The following is a 19,843-nucleotide window of genomic DNA, read 5'->3' on the forward strand; positions in this document are numbered from 1 at the left end:
GTCCTCGTCTGCTGTCCGGCGTTAGGGTTTATTCGGTTTAGGGGGATAAGCGTCGTCGTAGTCCAGCGTAAAGCGATAGTCTTCGATCAACTGAAAGTCTTTTTCCCGATGCCGATGCAAGATCACCGATAAGTTCCAGGGTTTGCTAAATACCTTGGGGTCTTCGATGGTGGCTTTGTATTCGACGGTGTTGGGGTCCAGAAAAGCCCATTTTTCGACGACATGTAGCGCGTCGCTATGATAATTGCCGGCCCGGTCGAACCAGGTCTTGTCGTTGAAATGCTTGACGTCGACCACCAGCGTATCGCCCTCCCAATGCGCGCGGGAATCGCCCAACCACCAGTCGTACGGGTCTTTCGGATGGTCGGTGGCGTCGGTGTGTATGGTTCTGACCGAATGGCCGAATTGATGCACCAGCGTCAAATCCTGTTTGCGTTGGAAGATCTGAAACGGTTCCGGGTAATAAATGCCGCGCGGTACGCCCAGCGTGTAGCCTTTCAAGGCGGGATCGTCGGTCGCGCGAGCCTCGAAGTTTTTCTTCTTTTGTTCCAGAGCCGCCGGCAGATAGGGCAGGTAATAGCCTTCGACCACACCGGCGCCGGGTGGGGCGTCTTTACGATTGGAATGCGGCTCCAGGTCGTAATCGGCGGGATTGGTGGTTTGCCAAATACCGGAAAAGTCGGGTTTGCCGTTGGCAAGTCTCGGGACTTTTAGGGTGGCCGCTGCCGCGTTGTGGACGGATAGCAAGCACAACAGCAAACCGGCCAGCAGCGCGTGGGCGGTCAGCCGGTTAAGGCATTGATAGCGTGCGGTATTCAAAAATATTCTCCTGGTCTTAAGCGTCGTCGCGCAACGTAGCCGGGTAGTTGGCAAGTGTCTTTACCCGCAATACGTCCGCGTATTGATCAATCGGTCGGCGGCAAAATTATTGTTACTGAGCGGCACCTTGTGTTTGGGCGTCGGGCGCGTCTTGAGCGCCGCCGGTTTTGACGCTACGGCCGTCGGACAGCACGGTGGTTACCGCGTAGCCGAAATCCTTGCCGTTTTTGGCCCGATAGCCTTGGATGGTCACTTCGCTGCCGACCGGCAGACTGGCCTTGGTGATGCCTTTTTGTTTCAGGCTGAACGGCGCGCCGAATTCGAATCCCCAATTCTTGGCGCTGCCGTCGGTTTGCTTGACGTCCAGGTATAGCCAGCTATGCGGGTTGACCAATTCCAGTTTGGTAACCACACCTTTCAGTTCGATTGGTTTTTCGGCGTCGAACTCCGCTGAAAAGGCGTGATGGGCTTCGGCCGGCGGCGCCGTTAAGGCGAGTAGTCCGCTTACCAATATCCCGCTGAGCAGTTTGCCGTTTATGTTCATGCAATATTTCCTGTATGTATTCGATAAAAAAATCAGTCGCGAAAATGTATTGGTCTTGCTTTCCGTGTTGTCGCCCTAATCAGCAAAAATTAGGCCCAAAAATAAGAACGGCTTCGGATGGATGGGGGAGGAATCAGGTGCCGTTCGCCAATACTCTGTTTTGTAGGGGATTTTTCGAACGGTTTATGACCAAGCACGGCTTGGAAGCGGGGGAGGTAGCTCGGAAATAAGCTGGCTGGGGTTGCTGGTCACGCAACAGCGATGCAGCATCCGCTGTTGGCTAGCCAGCTTAATTTCGAATGCCAGCATTGCGAGGCCGGCTCGTTTGCTTAATCTTATTTGGATAGATCGGCAGTTTGGGCGGAAAAGGCGGAAATAAATCGATCCCGCAGTTTATCCATCCCCCAAGACGGCGCATCGCCGGCCGGCAGCATGCCTTCCGACCACTGCCAATCTTCCACGGCATCTATCACCTTGGCATCGCGGCTGATCAGATGTACCAACACATCGCGACTATCCGATTCGCCGGTCACGAACGGCGCGGGTTGGTGATCGCCCAGTACCAGGATCACCAGATTGTCGTCGCCATAGGACTCCGCATAGGAGACGATATTGGCTAAGGCGTATTCGATGGATTTTCGATATTGCTCGCGAATCCGCTCGGTATTTTGCCAGACCACTTCCGGGGTGTCGCCGGCTCGCGCTTGATTGAATATGCTGCCATCGCCGACCTGATGCCAATCTACGAGTTGGGGCAGCGGCGTCCAGGGTGCGTGCGAAGAGATCAAGGCCAGTTCGGCCATCAGCGGTTGGCGCGAGCCGGGTTGGCGCTCCAAAACTTGCAGGGCCGATAGCGTGTATTGATCCGGCATGGTGATCCAGTTGAAAGGCTGGCCTTTGTAGCCCAGGTCCTGCGCGGCGTAGATGCGGTCGTAGCCAAAATATTCGCCTTGCGGCCATGCCATGGTATGAGCGGGCTGTACGGCCACGGTTCGCCAGCCGGCTCGCCGAAACAGGCGATTCAGCGATGGGCGTTGGCTCATCACCAAACGGTCGTAGCGGGTCTGGCTATTGATCCATAAGCCGGACATTAGGGTGCCATGCGCCAGCCAGCTGATGCCACCGTAAGTCGGCGAGGCTAGGTAAGCACTGCGCGCCGACAGGCCGTTCGCGGCCAACTTAGCGCTACTTTGTTGCAGTAGCGGGCGGATATGCTCAGCGTAATCGGCTTTATCAAGCACGGTCCGGCCGTACGATTCGATGAACACCACTAGCAGGTCCTTGCCTTTCAATTTCTCGAATAATGCGCTGTCCGGCACCGCTGCATAAGGGTCGTTATCGACGATGTTGTTAAAGCTTTCCAGGTCGGCCATGCCGCTACGGATGCTGGAAACATGCGTCGCCATCAGGTCGTAAAACGGTTTGCCGGCGTATGGCCGGCCGGCGAAGGCACAGATTATCCAAACCAAAAGGCCGGCGAGTAAACCCACGCCACTGGTTTTTGTCGAGCTTTGCAACAGCACTTGCACTTGGCGCAGCATAGCATTGGTCAGCAGGAAAATACCGGTCAATAGCGCGACTATCAAGCCTGCGACCACCATGGCGCCAATCCGGCCGATGGCGCCTTTCAGCAGATTCATGCCGTCGGCCGGAAACCGGGAATCGAGTATCGGGTTGAATGGCCGGTCGAAAACCTGGTATGCCGCGATGTCGGCCATTTTAAAGATAATGCCCGTCGCCAGCAGGCCGGCGGCGAGTAGGCGAAACAGCGTGCCTGTTCGGCCCGGCACCAGCAAAACCAGACCGAGTAATAATGCTTCCAGCGGTAAATAGGCAAAGGCCGCCGGGGTGATCGAACTGAGGCGGTTGGGGATCAGCAAGGCCGCCCATACATACATCAAGGCGAACATATTCAAGCCTGTCGTTAGCTGGCTGGTCCTGTGACGATTGAAAAGTCTGTGATTGCCTAGCATGTCTGTGCTTGCCATGCGGAGTCGGTTAAATCGAAGCGGCAAACGTGTTGCCGATGACGAGGACTTAAGTTTGATGGGGCGAGCATGTTGGATGATAAGCGTTGATTATTCAGTGAAGGCAGATCGTGTTGGCAGCCGTGTAAGCAAAAACAACGCCAATTTGGCATATCTCATGCTTAAGTGTATCGATTAATCTGACTCAGCGATATAAGGACATGCAACCAAACCCGGATGCCGGCTTAAATTTTTTAAAACGCGAACTGCGAGAGATAACCTGGCTAGGATGCGGGGTGCTACTGGCCGGTTTCTGTTTATTAGGTCTTGTGGAGGATTGGCGATTAGCCGACCAATGGCTAGGGCAGGCAGGTCTGCTCTGGGCATATGTCTGCCTGTGTATCGGGCGGCGGTTGGCACTGAATCGCGCCAGTGCGGAATCGGCTCTCTACGGCAGCCTGGGTTGGGGTAACCGTTTGACTATCCTGCGCGGCGGTTTGATTGCTTTGACCGGCGGTTTTCTGTTCATGGATCAAGCGGCTGCCGACCTCGTTTGGCTGCCGGCGTTGCTGTACACCTTGGCCGCGATCCTCGACCGGCTGGATGGCTTTGCTGCCCGCCGTAGTGGGCAGGTCAGTCTGTTGGGTAACGAACTGGATATTAGTTTCGATGCGCTGGGGCTGGTGATTGCGCCGCTATTGGCAATCGGTCTGGGAAAACTGCATGGCTCTTATCTGCTATTAAGCGTTGCATTTTACGTTTATCGATGGGGCTTGCAGCGCCGCAGTTTACTGGGGTTGCCGTTACACGCCTTGCCGGCAAATCCGCTACGTCGCACCCTGGCCGGCTTTCAAATGGCTTTCGTCGCCGTGGCGCTATGGCCGCTGCTCGATCCGGAACTGACCACTATCGCGGGCTTTGCGTTCATGCTGCCGGTATTGTTCGGTTTTGCCGCGGACTGGTGGGTGGTTTGTGGACTGATACAGCCGCAGGCCTATCACTATTTAGCGGAATGGAGCGAGCGTTTTTTCCAGCCGGGCTTGCGGATATTACTGGCGCTGCTGGTGTTTTTACTGATGCCAGGCTCAATCGATACGGCCGACAAGTTGTTGGTTATTGGCTTGCCCCTCGGAGCTAGCCTGATCCTGTTTGGCCTTGCGGGACGCTTGGGGACGCTGATTTTGATTACGCTGTTGGGTTGGCATGATCCGGGCGATGCCAGTCCTGTTGCGAGTTATTTAGTGATCTTTTCCGCCAGTTGGATTTTGCTGCTAGGCACCGGCCGCTGTAGCCTTTGGCGATGGGGCGACGACTGGATACAACGCTATGACGGTGCCTGATGTCCTGGTTGAAAGCGTTTCCTGTCTTGTTGTGGTTGCTGGCGTTGATCCTGGTAGGATCGGTGCTAAGCCAATTGCCGCTTGCCGCTATTACACGGGCTCTCGGCACGCTATCCTTCGGACAATGGTCGGCCTGGATAGCGTTGAACCTGGTCATTGTTTTACTGGCGACGCAACGCTGGCAGGTGCTTAGCGACCTGCTGAAATTGCCGGCGGGATTCGTCGAGCTGTTGATGATCCGCCAAGCCGGTCAAGCCGTCAGTTTCATCACGCCAGGTCCGCAGTTTGGCGGCGAGCCATTACAGATTTTCTGGTTGTACAAGCGCTGCCGCGTGCCGCTGCACGGTGCTTTGCTAGCACTGGGCCTGGATAGGTTTTACGAACTGTGGATCAACTTCAGCATTCTGGTCCTGGCAGTGCTATTGCTGTTGGCTTCACCGATAGGTGATGTCGCCAACTGGCAGGAAATTCTGCTGATTCTGACCGGTATGTTGCTAACGTTATCTTCGCTGGGCTGGCTGCTTCTAAAGCAGCCTGAACGGGTATTTTCTTGGCTAAAACGCTTGGTCCGGCGCTGGCAACATCACCCACGACTACAACATATAGAAACGCACTGGCAGCGTCTGGGCGGCGATCTAAAGCGTGCCGTAAAGGAGCGGAAGCCGGCGTTGTTGAACGCCTTTATTCTCTCCGTCTTTGGCTGGGCCGGACTGCTAGCAGAGTTGTGGCTGTTGCTGAGCGTGTTCGATCTTGCCTTGGGTTTTTCCGCGTTCCTGGTCATTCTGGTCGCCATGCGTCTATCTTTCATGCTGCCGCTACCCGGCGGGGTCGGCTCGCTGGAAGCGGCGCTGTTTTGGGCTTTTCAATACCTGAGTTTGCCCGCGGAGGCAGCCATCGGCCTGATGGCGCTAATGCGGTTACGAGATGGCGTGATGCTGATGGGGGGCTTGGGCTGTCTACGCGCCTTGAAATAAGGAATCTGTTTCCATGAGAACAGGTGGTCAGCAAATCCTGTTTGTAGATCAACAACTATCGATCTGCAATGCTCTTCGACATCGCAATTCCCTTGGCTTTTAACGCGGCATGATAAATGCTCTTTATCGGAACTGTACCCTTACTCAAGGAATCCGTTTTGTTAACCCAAAAAGAGAGAAGATGAATGAAAAAAACTAGCTTTGTTGCCGGCCTGCTGGTTCTGAGTGCCAATACCGCTTTCGCGCAACAGCCGCCAGCCGAAGCCCCCAAACCCCCTTTGGGTTTTTTCGTGACCAGCGCCGGTCCCGGTAAAGGGGCCGATTTGGGTGGGCTGGCAGGCGCCGACGCCCATTGCCAGAAACTGGCGAGTGAAGTGGGCGCGGGCAACCGGAACTGGCGCGCCTATCTGAGTACCCAGGCTAGCGGCGATCAACCCGTCGTCAATGCTCGCGACCGCATCGGCAAGGGGCCGTGGGCCAATGCCAACGGTGCCATCGTGGCTAACGATGTGGCGCATCTGCATGGCGACACCGTGGAGTTGGGCCAGCAAGGCAACAACCTGCATCGGCTGACCGCGCTGACTGAAAAGGGCGCGCCGATCAAGAGTTCCGGAGAAACTCCCAACCAGCATGACATCATCACCGGCACTAAGCCTGACGGCAGAGCCTACGCCGATGCCGCCGATCATACCTGTAAGAACTATACCAGCGGCGGCGAGGGCAGTGTTCGGGTCGGCCATTCCGACCGTACCAATGGCGGCAGAACCGGCGGCAACGTCTCCTGGAACTCCACCCACGACAGCAAAGGTTGCAGCCAGGAAAACCTGGTCAGCACCGGTGGGGCGGGTTACTTCTATTGCTTCGCGGCAGATTAAGGCTGCATGGGCTTAAGAAAATTGTAGGATGTGCCGACGTTAGGAGGCGCATCGCTCGCGATTGATGCGCTTCACTCTGTTCAGCACATCCTACATCTAAACCTTCAGGAATCGACATGATCAAACAGCATTTTGATTTGATTATTGTTGCGCTAGTGGCGTTGTCCCTTGTCATGTATGACTGGGTGATCGATCTGATCCTCAACCTACTGCATTTTATTTTTGAAATCATTCATATAGCGTACGAATGGTTTGAGTTGGGCATTGAACATACGGTGGAGCATCTGTTCCATACGTCCCGGCACGGCAGCCAGATCGTCACATTCTATATTCTGCTGCTGATTGCCGGTTTATTGATGCGTTGGCTGTGGCGGATGTTGCCAAGTCTTTATCAACGCTTTAAACGATATACGCGACTGGCTTGGGCGTGCAGAAAAACGGAATTCAAAGCCTATTGGCTTTCGCTGACTCTATTCAACAAAGTGAAATTGCTGTCCACGGTGACGGGGATTGTTTTCCTGAGTTCTTTGTTTGTGATGTGAGTTTTGATTTATTGCTATTTCTAACCAGAGTTGGAAGCGTCGACTATCAATCGCGACCGATGCGCTTCACGATGTTCAGCGCATCCTACGGTCCTGATCGAGCCAATTCAATTTGAACTCGTGTTTTAGGAACAGCCAGCCAACAGAGTCTGCGTATCTATCAACAGTTTTTGCCTGGTCATTTGCAATAAATCCAGATTTATCAACATCTTAAAATCTGGCATGGATAATGACTGTACTTGGCTTATTTAGGGGGATTTTAAACCAAGGATGCGTGGCTATGTTTAGAACTGAACGATTTCTTTCCGTCGTAAATCCGAATACCGGTTTAAGGGTATGGTACTTTTTAACCAGGGAAGGCCGGCAAGGCCCTTTTACCTCAAAAACGAACGCCCAAATAGCGCTTCATGATTTCATCGTTAGCAGGACTAAACAAGGCAGCTCAAGCCGGCGGACCCGCTTATTAGCAAGCGGCTGATTGGCCTCGACTCTTCGGCGACAACATATTGCGCTATTCAATTCCGGCGTATAGATATTGCCGAATGATTTCGCAGGACTGATCCCAGCTGGGTTGACTGGTGAAGGCTATCAAGGCGTTTCTGCTCAATTGCATTAACAACTCTCGATTCTGATTCAGCTTCCGCAACAGATCGGCCAATGCTCTATGGTCTTCTGGGGCTATCAGATAACCATTGCGGTCATGATCGATAATTTCTTTGGCCGCTCCCGCCGTAGTACCAATCACTGGCAGACCGAATTGTTGGGCTTCCAGATAGACGATGCCATAGCTTTCATAGGCGGAAGGCAATACCATCAGATGATGTTGCCGGTACAGGTCGGCGAGGGCTTGGCCTTGCACCGGTCCTATTAGAACTACCTGCGCCTGCAATCGTAAAGCGCTGACAAGTGCCCGAATATGCTCGACATAGCCAGGCTCCATATCCAGCCGCCCGGCGACTGTCACCCGAAAATCCTCGACTGGAAGTTGGCTGAGTGCCCAAATCAACACATGTAAGCCTTTGCGGCGGATGAGGTTGCCCACGACCAGAATTCGTAACGAACCTGGCGCCAGCGCACGCTGTTGAATGGCGTTAAAATCAACGCCTGCATCCTGGAAATTATCGCCGGCCGGCACCGCGACGCAGTGAGCTGGTAATCCACCGTCCATTAACTCGCACACTTGCGCCAGTGTGGTTTGGCTGTTGGCGATGACGCCGGTTACGGATTTGAGATAGTAGCGCTCGATAGCCCGGTAAAACCAGGCGCTATAGCAGGGGTGATGATCGAAGCTGGTCAGCAGATGCGCCAGCGCTACTATCGGGATGGCGAGCTGCCGGCCTAGTCGCCGGTTTAGCAAAAATACCGACGGATGCACCATGGCATCCTGAATAAGTATGTCGATCTCGGCGGCGGCGATCTGCTGCAGACAGTCGTTGCGGAAATTATCAGCCAGATGGCGCCAAACATTGCGCGGTGGCAGGCTAATAATCGTGACCTGTTCGCCCTGGCTTTGCAGATAAGACACCAGTTTGCGGTTGTACAGATAACCGCCGCTGACGGTCTCCATGTCTCCATAAATCAACAGACCTATGCGCATAGGCTTTAACCCGTTAGAACGTCAGTCGGTAAGCCGCCCAGCATTGATCGTTTTCCCAAAGTTTTGCCCGCAGCCTGCCGGTCCCAGGCGGGTTGATGGCGGCGAGTAATTTTTCGCAGATGATGCGGCTGAAATGCTCGATGCTGGGATTGAGGCCTGCGAATTCCGGTTTGTCGTTCAGCAGTTGGTTGCCGAATTCCGTGACGATACCATCCAGCGCGGCTTCGATGGCGACGATGTCCACCAGATAGCCATGTTGGTCGAGTTGGGTGCCGTCGATACGGACTTCCGCGACGTAATGATGGGCGTGAGGTTGATTTTCGCTGCCCCAATCGCCGCCGATTAAATAATGGTTGGCGATGAAATCACGGCTTACGGCTACGCTGTACATATTGGTTTTCCTAAGGGCTTTTGTATGTACTTTGCGTAGGTTGATGACAACGTGCAGTCCAACATTTCTAAGCCAAAGCCCTCATTATTTGGCACATACTTTAATGAATGCAAATACGCTTGGCTTGAGTTGTTGGGCTTCCTGCGTCAGCCCAACCTACGCTAAGTGAATACTGGTTTTAATAAATAAAAATGGCTTGCAAGACTTTTTCCGGTGTTTGGTCCAGGAGCTGATAAACACTGCTGGCTTGTTCCAACGCGGCACGGTGGCTGATCAGCTGCTGCGACTGCACCCGCCTAATCATGTCCCAGGCAAGCTCGAAGCGGCGCGCTTTATCCCAGCGGCCGCTCAGCTCCGGTGCAATGCTGCTGACCTGGCTGCTGATTAGTTTTATCCGATTACGATGTGCCACCCCACCTAATTGGATGTGGGCGGATTTGTTGCCGTACCAACTGCCGATGACGATGCGGCCGGAATAACTGCATAACTCGATGGCCAGGTTCAAGGCATCCGGCACGCCGCTGACTTCGTAGATCAGATCGGCACCGGAATCCGGCGTTGTCGATAAATCCACGGGTAGTCGTAAAGCGCGTTTCAATGCGGTTATTTGGCTGTCCTCGACTGGATCGAAGACCTGTTTTACCCCTAATTGCAATGCGCGGTCGCGGCGCCCGGCGATGCTGTCCACGGCATATAGTTGCGTCAACGGAAACTGCGCCAACACGCTGGCTAGCAACAATCCGACAATGCCTTGTCCCAAAACTACCACGCGCTCGCCCAGCGTCGGATTGCCATCCAGCACCAGATTCACCGCCGTTTCCATGTTGGCTAAAAATACCGCTGCTTCCGGTTCTACATCCTCAGGCAGGGCGATGAGTTGGTCTGGCGCGGCAATGAAATGACTGGCGTGCTGCTGAAACGAAAACACGCGTTTATTTAGCCAACCGGCATCGATGCCATCGCTAATTTGTTCGACGCGGCCCGCGCAGGCATAACCGTACTGTAAGGGATAAGCGGTTTGTTGCTGCAACGATGCCAACGAGGCATCCAAAGCAATATCGGCGGGTAGTTGTCCCCGGTACACCAGCATTTCCGTGCCGGCGCTGATCGCCGAACAGATAGTCTTGACCAATAATTGTCCGCGCCCTGGCGTTGGCAACGGCTGTTCGCGGATTTCGACCCGGTACGGTTCGGTAAACCAGAGCTGACGGGCATTCACGACAGAACCGGCTCCCGATAGTGCAGGTTGCCCCACATGATCAGATCGTCGCCCAGCATCTGCGAATATAGGGGGCGAATTTGCGGTAGCTGGCTTTTGCAGCCTAGCTCCAAATTACCGACGCCCTTGTAACCGCCCACCAAGGTTGGCGCAACCGTCAACACCAGCGCGTCGGCCAATTGCGCTTTCAAAAACGCAGTGATTACCTGGCTGCCGCCTTCGACCATCAGTGTCCTGATGCCTTTTTCCCAAAGTAAATTGAGAGCTTCGCGCAAATTGACGCGGCCTTCCGCATCGCCTTCGAGTGTAATGATGTCAGCCTTGCCGTCAAAGCCACTGTCATTTTTTAAACGGGTCAACACCCAGCAGTTTTTATCCAAACGCTGGCAAAGCCTTGCCGTGGGTGGCATGCGCAAATGGCTGTCTAGCACGATGGGCTGAGGATTGGCGCCGGACCATTCGCGTACGGTCAGTTGCGGGTCGTCGGTCAGCACCGTGCCAATCCCGACCAATATGCCGTCATGCAGGCTACGCAGCTGATGGGTCAACTTCATCGATTCGGTGCCGCTCAGGCCCAGGGTTTCACCGGCGCGGGTGGTGATGCTGCCATCCCAGCTCTGTGCGTAGCTCAGTGTGACAAACGGGCGTTTGGCGGACTCTGCGGCATTTTTCTGCGCAGTCAGCCAATGCTCAATTTGTTGGTTCACAATCATGGGCTGTTCTAAGGTTTGCTACGGACGGATATGGTCTGAGTTGCAGCAGGTGATCCATGCGGCGGGCTTTGGTTTGCAGGTAGCTCTCGTTGTCCGGATTGACCGCGGCTTCCAGTGGGAAACGCGCATTGATTCGGATACCCTCGTTTTCCAGCGCGCTAATTTTTAAGGGATTGTTGGTCATCAGGCGCACCGATTTGACGCCAAGGTTTTCCAGAATGCGCGCCGCCAAGGAATAATCCCGTTCGTCCGCGCCGTGACCCAGCAAAAGGTTGGCGTCGACGGTGTCGTAGCCTTGATCCTGCAGGTTATAAGCCCGCAGTTTTTGCAACAGACCGATGCCGCGCCCCTCTTGACGCAGATAAACCAAGACGCCGGCGCCTTGGCTGGCGATCAATTGCAGCGAGCGGTCCAGTTGCTCACCGCAGTCGCAACGTCTGGAACCCAGTACGTCACCGGTAAAACATTCCGAATGGATGCGCACCAGAACATTCTCGGCCTCGGCGACGCTCCCCATCACAAAAGCCAGATGTTCTTTTTGATCCAGGGTATTGCTGTAATAACAGAGTTGAAAGTCGCCGTAAGCAGTCGGAATACGGGAGGCGGTGATTCGGGAAACGGCAGGCTTAGTCATGGCGGATCATTTACATTGCATAGAACTGATAGGGCGGTATCTCATTCAGTATGTCGGAATACTGCCAAGGAAATTTGAACTTTATGAACGGAGTTTACGCAGACGCGCAACAGCTTCTCGAAGCGTGGCGTCATCTTTGGCGAAACAGAAACGGATCAGGCTCTCGCCTGCGCGGCTTTGGTAAAAAGAGCTGCCAGGCACGCTGGCGACCCCCGTTTGTTCCAATAGGTTGATCGATGCGGTTTTGGCATCGGGAAAACCCAGATGGTCAATGCTGGCCAGCACGTAATAGGCACCTTGCGGCACCAGCGGCGTCAGTCCGGCATCGTTCAGGCCTTCGCAGATTATGTCGCGTTTGCGCTGATATTCGGCCCTGAGATGCTGGAAATACTCGGGAGTCGCTTGCAGGCCGGCCGCCGCGCCGTACTGCAATGGTGAGGGCGCGCAGACATACAGCAGGTCGTTCACCAGGTTGATGGCATTGGCCAAAGGCGCTTTTGCTACCGCATACCCCAAGCGCCAGCCGGTGATGCTGAAGGTCTTGGAAAAACCCATGATGCTGACCGTGCGCTCTGCCAAGCGGCCGACCGTTGCCGGCGATATATGCTGCCGGCCGTCGTAGGTGATGTATTCGTAGATTTCGTCGGAAATGATCAGCAGATTATGCTGCTCGGCGACGCGCTCGACGATGGCCAGTTCCGCGGCACTGAACATCTTGCCGCTGGGATTGGATGGCGTGCAGAGCACCATGGCCTTGGTATTGGAGCGCACGGCGGCGTTCAGCGCGGCTTCATCTAGGCTGAATTCCGGCGGCGTCAGCGTCAGAAATTGCGGTTCAAGCCCCTGCAAAAGAATGGTATTGAGGTGGTAACCGTAATAGGGTTCCAGCAGGATGATGCCGTCGCCGGGATTGAGCAGGGCCGTCAAGGTGGCCGCGAACGCGCCGGTGGTGCCGTTGCTGATGACGATTTCGTTCTCGGGATCGACTTCTAGGCCGTTATCCCGTTTTAATTTTTCCGCGATCGCCAGCCGTAACGGTGTCACGCCTTCGGAAGGCGTATAGGTATTTTGCCCATCCAGAATGGCCTTGATCGCGCCGTCTCTGACCAGAGGCGGTGTCGGCAAATCGCCCAAGCCTTGCCCTAAGTTGATGCCGCCAACCCGTTCGCATTCCTTGGTCATCAGACGGATGTCGGAGGGCCGTAGATCGGCAATACGATGGGCAATGGGGAAATTCATTAAACGAGTCCTGAATGATATGGGGATTGATGGTCAACTAGGATTTCGGATATTTTTGTGCTCATCCAAGCCTCAAAATATTCTCAAGTCGGAAATCTTACTGAAACTCGTATAACTGGCAAAACGATAAGATGAGATATATATATGCTTTTTTGAGAATATGGCTCCCAAAGAGGACGATCATATTGGCGGAAGGCTTTGTTGTATCAATTCGAGTAATCGTGAAATGGTTGAGGACAATATTTCCGTGTCAGCCGATTGTTTTGGGTTTGAATGAAACATCCCGGTGTTACGGGGAATTGTGTAACGCAAACACCAATCGCAAATTCAATGTTCCATTACGGATCGATTTTATATTTTTTTCGCTTTCGCCAAAATGTGGCGCGGCTCATGCCGGCATAGTTGGCAGCTGCCTCCAAATTGCCATCTGTCATTTGTAATGCTTCACGAATCATATCCGCTTCGTTTTGATATTTTTTGCGCTTGGCCGACGTTGCTTGCTTGCTGGCAACGATCGTTTTAGATTCACGAAATTCCGGCGGCAAATCGTCCGTGCGCAACTCATTTCCTCGCCCTACCGCGAACGCGTATTCGATCACATTGATCAGTTCCCTGACATTGCCGGGCCAACTGTAATCGAGTAAACGTCGCATCGCTTCCGGTGCGATGCTGTCGACGTGGCGCCGGCCATGAAGATTATGCAGATCGATGTGGTGCCAGAGTAATAAATTCACATCGAGCCGACGTTCCCGTAAGGGCGGGAGAAATACCGGCACCACGCGTAGCCGGTACATCAGGTCTTCTCGAAACCGTCCCGCTTTCACTTCCTCTCGGAGTGAGCGATGGGTGGCGGCGATGATGCGAACATCGACGCTGACTGCTGAATCGCCGCCAACCGGGATGAAACTTTGTTCTTGCAAGACTCTCAGCAGCTTGGCCTGTAATTCCAATGGTAATTCGGCGACTTCGTCGAGAAATAAAGTGCCGCCATGCGCACGTTGAAACAAACCTGCATGAGTTCGCACCGCTCCGGTAAACGCCCCTTTGACATGACCAAACAGTTCGCTTTCCAAAAGGCTAGGGCTGAGCGCCGCGCAGTTGATAGCCAGGAAAGGTTGCTGATGGCGGGGGCTTTCCTGATGTAAGGCGCGAGCGACCAATTCTTTGCCTGTACCCGACTCACCCCGGATTAGCACGGTCGCTTCGGTTTCCGCGACGTTACGGATTATTTTGATTGCCTCCAGCATGGCTGGGTCGCGGGACAAAATCCCATGGAAACTTTCGCTGTTACCTTGTTTGCCTATCACCGTTTCGGTTGACGCTTGAGGTTGAAGAAATTCCAGCGCACCGGCGAATTGGCCTTCAGCGTCAAAGAATGCTCGGGCAGTACGGTAGCAGCTGACGCGTTCACCATTGGCGCGTTTAGGTTTGACGATTTGCGCTTTGATTGAGCCTAGCTCGGCGAGGCCGCAGGGATCTTGGCCTTCCTCGCATCCCAGCGTTTGTGCACACGGTTTACCCAGAACGGATTCCGCCGGTAGGCCAAACAATTTCTCTGCGCCTTTGCTCCAGAACAGTACTTTACCGCCGGCATCCACTGCAAATACAGCACCGCTGTCTACTAGCTCGGTGAGTATGGCTATCACTTGATCAGGGCCCATCTGGCTGAGCCAGCGATTAAAAAAGGGGGAAGATTGACTCATGGAATAGGCATGCTTGTTTCAAATATGTTTCAACTGTAGCAGAAATGTCTCGTTGTTTCAAATTGAAACATTTCCGGCAATTTGCGCTGCTCCCATGCCTTGAATTTAGTGCCCTGCAACAATTCGGCTCGTTGGCACGATACTTGATATAAGTTTATTAGTTAATTCTGAATAACAGGCTTTCTGGAGTATCGTTATGTTTTTTCGTCAATTGTTTGAGCCCGAAACTTCCACCTACAGCTATTTGTTAGGCTGTGAGCGGACCCAGCGCGCGGTTTTGATCGATCCGGTCGCTTCGGAAATCGACGACTATCTCGAGCTGTTGCAAGCAGCGAATCTAAGGTTGATCTATACCTTGGAGACTCACGTTCACGCCGATCACATCACCGGTTCCGGATTGCTCAGGGAAAAACTCGGCAGCAAGAGCGTGGTGCATCGTGATGGCGGGGCCATGTGTGCCGATTTGCTGGTCACCGGCGGTGTGTTGTTGCAGGTCGGCGATCTGGAATTTGAAGTACGCCATACGTCCGGTCATACCAGTGGCTGTGTTAGTTATGTGATGAGCGACCGGGTGTTTACCGGCGACGCGTTATTGATAGGTGGCAGCGGTCGTACGGATTTCCAACAAGGCGATGCCGGTCAGCTGTACGACAGCATCACCGGCAAACTGTTCACGTTGCCAGCCGACACCCTGGTCTATCCGGGCCATGATTACAATGGCAACACCGTCTCCACTATCAAGCAGGAAATCGCGAAAAATCCACGCTTGGGCGGCGGCAAGACACGCGATGAATTTATCGCCATCATGCAGGAATTGAAACTGGCCTATCCCAAGTTTATCGATAAGGCCTTGCCGGCCAACCAGTCCTGCGGACTGGTTGTGGAATAGGCGAGGACACGGCCATGTTGCTGACCTTGAGCTTGGCGGTGATTATCGGCTTGCTGCTAGGCTTACTCGGTGGCGGCGGCTCGATTCTGACCGTGCCGATGCTGGTGTATGTACTGCACGTCGAACCGAAACTAGCCATCGTCACTTCGTTCGTAGTGGTGGGCATTTCCAGCCTGATGGCTTTAATTTCTCATGCCCGGCGCGGCTCGGTGTGCTGGAAAAGCGGTTTGTTCTTTGGCCTGGCCGGCATGGTTGGCGCATTCGGTGGCGGACGTCTGGCGGCGCATTTTTCTGGCGATGTGTTGATGACGCTGTTTGGCTTGGTCAGCCTATCGACCGGTTTGTTGATGCTGCGCGGCAAACGTGGCGACAGCAAACCGGATACAGCCGGTTCGTTAACATCGGTCTGTCCGTTGCGGGTGCCATTTGTCCGGGTGCTGTTCGACGGTTTTTTTGTCGGCGGCTTGACCGGCATGGTTGGCGTCGGCGGCGGCTTTTTGATCGTGCCGGCGTTGACCTTACTGGTCGGTTTGCCGATGCAGGGCGCGGTGGGTACCTCGTTGTTGATCATAGCGATGAACGCGCTGGCCGGCTTGAGCGGCTTTAGTCAATCTGTTGCATTGGATTGGGAGTTGACAGCTATCGTTACCGTTGGCGCCATTTCCGGTAGCGCGGTCGGCGCATGGCTTTCGGCCTACGTCAAACCGGCGGCATTGCGCAAAGCATTCGGGATTATGGTGATACTGGTGGCCGGTTATGTGTTATCGCAAGCGGTGACAGAGCAGTTGCTGGCATCGGTCGAGTTATGGTTGGCGGATGCCAAAGGGCCGGGGCAGGCAGCGGTTGGATTATTACTGGTGTTACTGGTGTTGCGCATTGGTCGCTTGATCCACAAAGCCGATGCCGTTGTGTTCACACCACATTAACTAGCGAATGGGGATGAAAATGGACAGCGAACATTTTGAACAAGTACATCAGAGCTGGAAAAGTCGGGTCGATGCCGTCGGTAACCTGCTGATTGAGGTCTTTCATTATCTGGCCTTATTCGTGATCGGCGCCAGCGTGGTTTGGTCCGGGGTGATTGCTTACGGCGGCATGATGCTGCAAGGTCACGCCACCATCGGCGACATACTGTTGCTGTTCATTTACCTGGAACTGGGGGCGATGGTGGGAATTTATTTCAAGACCAATGCGATGCCGGTACGTTGCCTGATTTACATCGCCATCACCGCGCTGGCCCGCTTGCTCATCGCCGATGTGCAGGCGCATCATGAAGCCGGAATGGGCATGTTATGGGTATCGACGGCGATATTGCTGCTGGCGATTGCCACGCGGGTGATCCGCAAACCGCCGTCGGAATCAGAATACCACTGAGCGGAGTCAAACCGTTTTAGCTGGCGCAGGGAGGCGACGGCGCACCGGGCCAAAAAGCCAGGCGATCATCAAGGAGCAGTCACTGTTGGGGGATGAAAATGCCGCACAGACGGGATTTTCAAAACGATTATTAAAAGAACCTACCAAGGTCGAGGAGATGCTATGAAACACACCATCAACCCTTCCCGCCGCCGTTTTTTTGCACAAACCGGCGCTGGATTATTGGCCTATGCAGGATTGCCGGGCTGGTTACACGCTATGGAAGGGATGGGTGAGATGCCGAAAATGACACCGAAAAAGGCGTCGGCCAATTTTCATCCCGACGTGGAAATCAATTTGATTTGCAAACCGTCGTCTGTATCGATATTGCCAGGCCAACCGACCCAGGTTCTGCAATATTCCGGCAAACTGGTCAAAGGACCGGCGAATACCTTGACCGAGATTCCCGGTTCGTATTTGGGGCCGGTGATGCGTTTCGAAAAAGGTCAGAAGATCCGAATCAATCTGCATAATCAACTCGACGAACCGACCGTCACCCACTGGCACGGCCTGCATGTGCCGGCGGAACAGGACGGCCATCCGCTTTATGCGATCGACAAGGGCGAAACCCTGGTCTACGAGTTCGAGATGCTCAATCGCGCCAGCATGAACATCTACCACCCGCATCCGCACAACACCACCGCCAAGCAGGTTTACCACGGTCTGGCCGGGGCTATATTGGTCAATGACGACGAAGAGCGCCGCCTGGAACTGCCGGGCGGAGAATATGAAGTGCCGATCGTGATTCAAGATCGGCTGTTCGACGCCAACAATCAACTGCAATATGTCCGTCAGATGCACGACCGCATGATGGGCTTTTACGGCGACCGTATTTTGGTCAACGGCCGCCCCGACTTTAAGCTCGACGTCGCCAGCCGGGCTTACCGCTTCCGTATCCTCAACGGCTCAACGGCGCGTATTTACAAGCTGGCCTGGGACGACGGCCATTCTGGTGCCAGCATACCCGTTACCGTAATCGGTACCGATGGCGGCTTGCTGGAAACACCCGTCAACAAACCTTACGTGATGCTGGCCCCCGGCGAACGTCTGGATGTGTGGGCGGATTTCAGCGGGCGTAAAGTCGGCTCACAGTTGGTATTGCGCAGCCGGTCTTTTTCAGGTGTGTTGCCAGGAATGGCCGAACGGATGATGACCGGCAAACACGGTGGTGACGACCAACCGCACGGTGGCGGCGGTCATCGGATGGGGATGGGTATGCACGGCAGTGCATTGCCGGTCGGCAGCGATTATCCAATCTTCACGGTGCGCGTGACCAAAAACATTAGCGATAGTCCGGCGCTGCCGAATAAACTGTCTACGATTAAACACTATACCGCTAACGACACCGCCAATCCCAACAAACCGGTGCCGATCGCTATTTCCGAAGGGCCGATGCGCATGGTCTTGAACGGCCGGCCCTATGCCTACAACGACATCCAGCCCAGCGAACGCATCCCGTTCAACACGGTGCAGTTGATGGAAATTTTTCATGCGCATGGCGGTCATGGTGGCGACAAAGCCCAAGGCGAAGGCGGTCACCGCATGGGCATGGGAATGCGCCACAGCAACGATAGCGGCGATGGCAGCCCTAAAATGGGTGGAATGGGTGGAATGGGTGGCGGCGGCATGGGTATGATGATGGCGATGGCACACCCCATTCACTTGCACGGCCAGTATTTCCAAATCTTCAGCCGTACCGTTAGTAACAGTGACAGTCGGTCTTATGCCTCGGTCAAGGACGGTTTCATCGAAGGCGGCTGGAAAGATACCGTACTGGTGATGCCGGGCGAGCGGGTCAAGATCATCAAGCCCTTCCAGGATTTTAAGGGTTTGTACATGTACCACTGCCACAATCTCGAACACGAGGACATGGGCATGATGCGCGACTTTTTAGTGGAATGATCGCGATAGGTTAACTCACATTATCAGGGAGCACGATATGGCGGTCGGTAACAAACATTTAAAAATCGATGGCATGCATTGTACGGGTTGCGAGGACATCATCAGCCAGGCGGTTGGCGTCTTACCCGGTGTACGTCACGTTAAAGCCAGCTATCGCAAAGCGGCGGTGGATGTTGAATTTGACGAGGCATTAGTCGACGAAGCAAAGATACGCGAGTGTATAGAAGCTAAAGGCTATGTCGTTGAGGCAGGTTCTGTATCGACGACAGGCAAAATCAAACGCGGGCTGATTTTTCTGGTATTACTGGTGTTAGTCGGCGGCGTTGCGTTCTGGGGCAAAAGCCAGATGCCGGGCGTGATGCAGCAGATCAAGCCGCAGATGAGCTATGCCGTATTGCTGGGTATCGGATTTCTGACCGGTTTCCATTGCATCGGTATGTGCGGCGGTTTTGTGGTCGCTTATACCGATCCTGCCAGCTCAAAGACTCGACAGCTGCTGGCGCATCTGAACTATGCTTTTGGTAAAACTTTGTCCTACACCGTGCTCGGTGCCGGCTTTGGTTTGCTGGGTGCGACCATCGCCATTACCCCGCAAATTCGCGGTGGTGTGGCGTTGGCCGCTAGTGTTTTTTTGCTGATTTACGGCTTGAAAATGCTCAATGTATTTGGGTTTCTGCGGGGTTTTAGCTTGCGCATGCCCAAAACTGTCAATCGAGCGGTAGCCGGCGAGTTGCGCAAGCCTTCACGCAGCGCTTTACGCACCGGCTTGTTGAGCGGATTGCTATTGGGTTGTGGGCCGTTACAGGCGATGTACGTGATGGCGGCCGGCAGCGGTGATCCTTTTCAAGGTGGCATGATTCTGTTGATGTTCGGTTTGGGTACCTTGGTGCCTTTATTGGGATTCGGCCTGTTTGCCAGTGCGCTACCGCATGCCAGCATGCGGCAAATGGTCCGCGTATCGGGAATATTAGTCATTGCAATGGGAGCGATGATGGCTCAGCGCGGCATAGCGATGCTGAAAACCGGTCAGACCTCGGCAATGCCCCATCAAACTATGCCACAACAGCATATCAAGTAAAGAG

20 protein-coding genes are annotated in these 19,843 nt (G+C 54.2%); 10 read left to right on the top strand and 10 right to left on the bottom strand.

Going from position 1 to position 19,843, the window contains the following annotated elements:
• Window positions 1-21: 21 nt before the first annotated feature.
• The 3 genes from QZJ86_RS09410 to QZJ86_RS09420 form a co-directional block, all read right to left on the bottom strand.
• On the bottom strand, window positions 22-819 hold the full coding sequence (locus tag QZJ86_RS09410; RefSeq protein ID WP_301938436.1) for a hypothetical protein: 798 nt from the start codon (window positions 817-819) through the stop codon (window positions 22-24).
• 112 nt (window positions 820-931) lie between these two features.
• Window positions 932-1,363 carry a DUF6152 family protein gene (locus tag QZJ86_RS09415; protein ID WP_301938438.1) on the bottom strand — a complete coding sequence of 144 codons (432 nt, stop codon included), beginning with the start codon at window positions 1,361-1,363 and terminating at the stop codon, window positions 932-934.
• Window positions 1,364-1,698: 335 nt separating this feature from the next.
• Window positions 1,699-3,351 carry a sulfatase-like hydrolase/transferase gene (locus QZJ86_RS09420; protein WP_301938440.1) on the bottom strand — a complete coding sequence of 551 codons (1,653 nt, stop codon included), beginning with the start codon at window positions 3,349-3,351 and terminating at the stop codon, window positions 1,699-1,701.
• 200 nt (window positions 3,352-3,551) lie between these two features.
• Between QZJ86_RS09420 and QZJ86_RS09425 the strand changes: the two genes are divergently transcribed.
• From QZJ86_RS09425 to QZJ86_RS21610, 5 genes are all read left to right on the top strand, one after another.
• Entirely contained in the window at window positions 3,552-4,670 is a 1,119-nt protein-coding gene (locus QZJ86_RS09425; protein ID WP_301938441.1) for a CDP-alcohol phosphatidyltransferase family protein, read from the top strand.
• The gene (locus QZJ86_RS09430; RefSeq protein ID WP_301938442.1) at window positions 4,670-5,644 is read left to right on the top strand and encodes a lysylphosphatidylglycerol synthase transmembrane domain-containing protein; all 975 of its coding nucleotides are present in this window, start codon (window positions 4,670-4,672) and stop codon (window positions 5,642-5,644) included. Before QZJ86_RS09425 ends, QZJ86_RS09430 begins: the two co-directional genes overlap by 1 nt.
• Before the next feature lie 185 nt (window positions 5,645-5,829).
• Window positions 5,830-6,519 carry a lectin gene (locus QZJ86_RS09435; protein WP_301938443.1) on the top strand — a complete coding sequence of 230 codons (690 nt, stop codon included), beginning with the start codon at window positions 5,830-5,832 and terminating at the stop codon, window positions 6,517-6,519.
• A gap of 116 nt (window positions 6,520-6,635) precedes the next feature.
• Entirely contained in the window at window positions 6,636-7,061 is a 426-nt protein-coding gene (locus QZJ86_RS09440; protein WP_301938444.1) for a hypothetical protein, read from the top strand.
• A 280-nt stretch (window positions 7,062-7,341) separates the two neighbouring features.
• Window positions 7,342-7,539, top strand: a complete 198-nt coding sequence (locus QZJ86_RS21610; protein WP_407081645.1) for a DUF6316 family protein — start codon at window positions 7,342-7,344, stop codon at window positions 7,537-7,539.
• A gap of 33 nt (window positions 7,540-7,572) precedes the next feature.
• On the opposite strand, the gene QZJ86_RS09445 is transcribed toward QZJ86_RS21610, so the two are convergent.
• From QZJ86_RS09445 to QZJ86_RS09475, 7 genes are all read right to left on the bottom strand, one after another.
• Window positions 7,573-8,658, bottom strand: coding sequence for a glycosyltransferase family 4 protein (locus tag QZJ86_RS09445; RefSeq protein WP_301938445.1), 1,086 nt, complete (start codon window positions 8,656-8,658; stop codon window positions 7,573-7,575).
• Window positions 8,659-8,671: 13 nt separating this feature from the next.
• Window positions 8,672-9,049 carry a 6-pyruvoyl trahydropterin synthase family protein gene (locus tag QZJ86_RS09450; protein WP_301938446.1) on the bottom strand — a complete coding sequence of 126 codons (378 nt, stop codon included), beginning with the start codon at window positions 9,047-9,049 and terminating at the stop codon, window positions 8,672-8,674.
• A gap of 178 nt (window positions 9,050-9,227) precedes the next feature.
• A complete protein-coding gene (locus tag QZJ86_RS09455) occupies window positions 9,228-10,268 on the bottom strand; it encodes a zinc-dependent alcohol dehydrogenase (RefSeq protein ID WP_301938447.1) in 1,041 nt (346 codons plus the stop codon).
• Window positions 10,265-10,981, bottom strand: a complete 717-nt coding sequence (locus QZJ86_RS09460) for a RibD family protein (protein ID WP_301938448.1) — start codon at window positions 10,979-10,981, stop codon at window positions 10,265-10,267. The genes QZJ86_RS09455 and QZJ86_RS09460 overlap by 4 nt, the downstream gene beginning before the upstream one ends.
• Window positions 10,959-11,615 (bottom strand): GTP cyclohydrolase II, encoded by a 657-nt coding sequence (gene ribA, locus QZJ86_RS09465; protein ID WP_301938449.1) that lies wholly within the window; start codon window positions 11,613-11,615, stop codon window positions 10,959-10,961. The genes QZJ86_RS09460 and ribA overlap by 23 nt, the downstream gene beginning before the upstream one ends.
• Before the next feature lie 81 nt (window positions 11,616-11,696).
• Window positions 11,697-12,854, bottom strand: a complete 1,158-nt coding sequence (locus QZJ86_RS09470; RefSeq protein ID WP_301938450.1) for a pyridoxal phosphate-dependent aminotransferase — start codon at window positions 12,852-12,854, stop codon at window positions 11,697-11,699.
• Between the two features lie 338 nt (window positions 12,855-13,192).
• Window positions 13,193-14,557: a sigma-54 interaction domain-containing protein gene (locus tag QZJ86_RS09475; RefSeq protein WP_301938452.1), complete on the bottom strand. Its 1,365-nt coding sequence runs from the start codon at window positions 14,555-14,557 to the stop codon at window positions 13,193-13,195.
• Window positions 14,558-14,753: 196 nt separating this feature from the next.
• Between QZJ86_RS09475 and QZJ86_RS09480 the strand changes: the two genes are divergently transcribed.
• From QZJ86_RS09480 to QZJ86_RS09500, 5 genes are all read left to right on the top strand, one after another.
• Window positions 14,754-15,446 carry an MBL fold metallo-hydrolase gene (locus QZJ86_RS09480; protein WP_301938454.1) on the top strand — a complete coding sequence of 231 codons (693 nt, stop codon included), beginning with the start codon at window positions 14,754-14,756 and terminating at the stop codon, window positions 15,444-15,446.
• Window positions 15,447-15,460: 14 nt separating this feature from the next.
• A complete protein-coding gene (locus QZJ86_RS09485) occupies window positions 15,461-16,372 on the top strand; it encodes a sulfite exporter TauE/SafE family protein (RefSeq protein ID WP_301938455.1) in 912 nt (303 codons plus the stop codon).
• A gap of 19 nt (window positions 16,373-16,391) precedes the next feature.
• Window positions 16,392-16,820, top strand: a complete 429-nt coding sequence (locus QZJ86_RS09490; RefSeq protein ID WP_301938457.1) for a phosphate-starvation-inducible protein PsiE — start codon at window positions 16,392-16,394, stop codon at window positions 16,818-16,820.
• A 162-nt stretch (window positions 16,821-16,982) separates the two neighbouring features.
• Window positions 16,983-18,761: a multicopper oxidase family protein gene (locus tag QZJ86_RS09495; RefSeq protein WP_301938459.1), complete on the top strand. Its 1,779-nt coding sequence runs from the start codon at window positions 16,983-16,985 to the stop codon at window positions 18,759-18,761.
• A gap of 37 nt (window positions 18,762-18,798) precedes the next feature.
• Window positions 18,799-19,839, top strand: coding sequence for an urease accessory protein UreH domain-containing protein (locus QZJ86_RS09500; protein ID WP_301938461.1), 1,041 nt, complete (start codon window positions 18,799-18,801; stop codon window positions 19,837-19,839).
• Window positions 19,840-19,843: the final 4 nt, after the last annotated feature.

The sequence above is a fragment of the Methylomonas montana genome (assembly GCF_030490285.1).
Classification (GTDB): domain Bacteria; phylum Pseudomonadota; class Gammaproteobacteria; order Methylococcales; family Methylomonadaceae; genus Methylomonas; species Methylomonas montana.

Excerpts from the sequence above, each read along its gene's own strand:
- QZJ86_RS09415 (WP_301938438.1), bottom strand. The coding sequence starts at position 1,363 with ATGAACATAAACGGCAAACTGCTCAGCGGGATATTGGTAAGCGGACTA.
- QZJ86_RS09450 (WP_301938446.1), bottom strand. The coding sequence starts at position 9,049 with ATGTACAGCGTAGCCGTAAGCCGTGATTTCATCGCCAACCATTATTTA.
- QZJ86_RS09440 (WP_301938444.1), top strand. The coding sequence starts at position 6,636 with ATGATCAAACAGCATTTTGATTTGATTATTGTTGCGCTAGTGGCGTTG.
- QZJ86_RS09475 (WP_301938452.1), bottom strand. The coding sequence starts at position 14,557 with ATGAGTCAATCTTCCCCCTTTTTTAATCGCTGGCTCAGCCAGATGGGC.
- QZJ86_RS09500 (WP_301938461.1), top strand. The coding sequence starts at position 18,799 with ATGGCGGTCGGTAACAAACATTTAAAAATCGATGGCATGCATTGTACG.
- QZJ86_RS09460 (WP_301938448.1), bottom strand. The coding sequence starts at position 10,981 with ATGATTGTGAACCAACAAATTGAGCATTGGCTGACTGCGCAGAAAAAT.
- QZJ86_RS09445 (WP_301938445.1), bottom strand. The coding sequence starts at position 8,658 with ATGCGCATAGGTCTGTTGATTTATGGAGACATGGAGACCGTCAGCGGC.
- QZJ86_RS09435 (WP_301938443.1), top strand. The coding sequence starts at position 5,830 with ATGAAAAAAACTAGCTTTGTTGCCGGCCTGCTGGTTCTGAGTGCCAAT.
- QZJ86_RS09490 (WP_301938457.1), top strand. The coding sequence starts at position 16,392 with ATGGACAGCGAACATTTTGAACAAGTACATCAGAGCTGGAAAAGTCGG.
- QZJ86_RS09430 (WP_301938442.1), top strand. The coding sequence starts at position 4,670 with ATGTCCTGGTTGAAAGCGTTTCCTGTCTTGTTGTGGTTGCTGGCGTTG.
- QZJ86_RS09480 (WP_301938454.1), top strand. The coding sequence starts at position 14,754 with ATGTTTTTTCGTCAATTGTTTGAGCCCGAAACTTCCACCTACAGCTAT.
- QZJ86_RS09425 (WP_301938441.1), top strand. The coding sequence starts at position 3,552 with ATGCAACCAAACCCGGATGCCGGCTTAAATTTTTTAAAACGCGAACTG.
- ribA (WP_301938449.1), bottom strand. The coding sequence starts at position 11,615 with ATGACTAAGCCTGCCGTTTCCCGAATCACCGCCTCCCGTATTCCGACT.
- QZJ86_RS09420 (WP_301938440.1), bottom strand. The coding sequence starts at position 3,351 with ATGGCAAGCACAGACATGCTAGGCAATCACAGACTTTTCAATCGTCAC.
- QZJ86_RS09470 (WP_301938450.1), bottom strand. The coding sequence starts at position 12,854 with ATGAATTTCCCCATTGCCCATCGTATTGCCGATCTACGGCCCTCCGAC.
- QZJ86_RS09495 (WP_301938459.1), top strand. The coding sequence starts at position 16,983 with ATGAAACACACCATCAACCCTTCCCGCCGCCGTTTTTTTGCACAAACC.
- QZJ86_RS09485 (WP_301938455.1), top strand. The coding sequence starts at position 15,461 with ATGTTGCTGACCTTGAGCTTGGCGGTGATTATCGGCTTGCTGCTAGGC.
- QZJ86_RS21610 (WP_407081645.1), top strand. The coding sequence starts at position 7,342 with ATGTTTAGAACTGAACGATTTCTTTCCGTCGTAAATCCGAATACCGGT.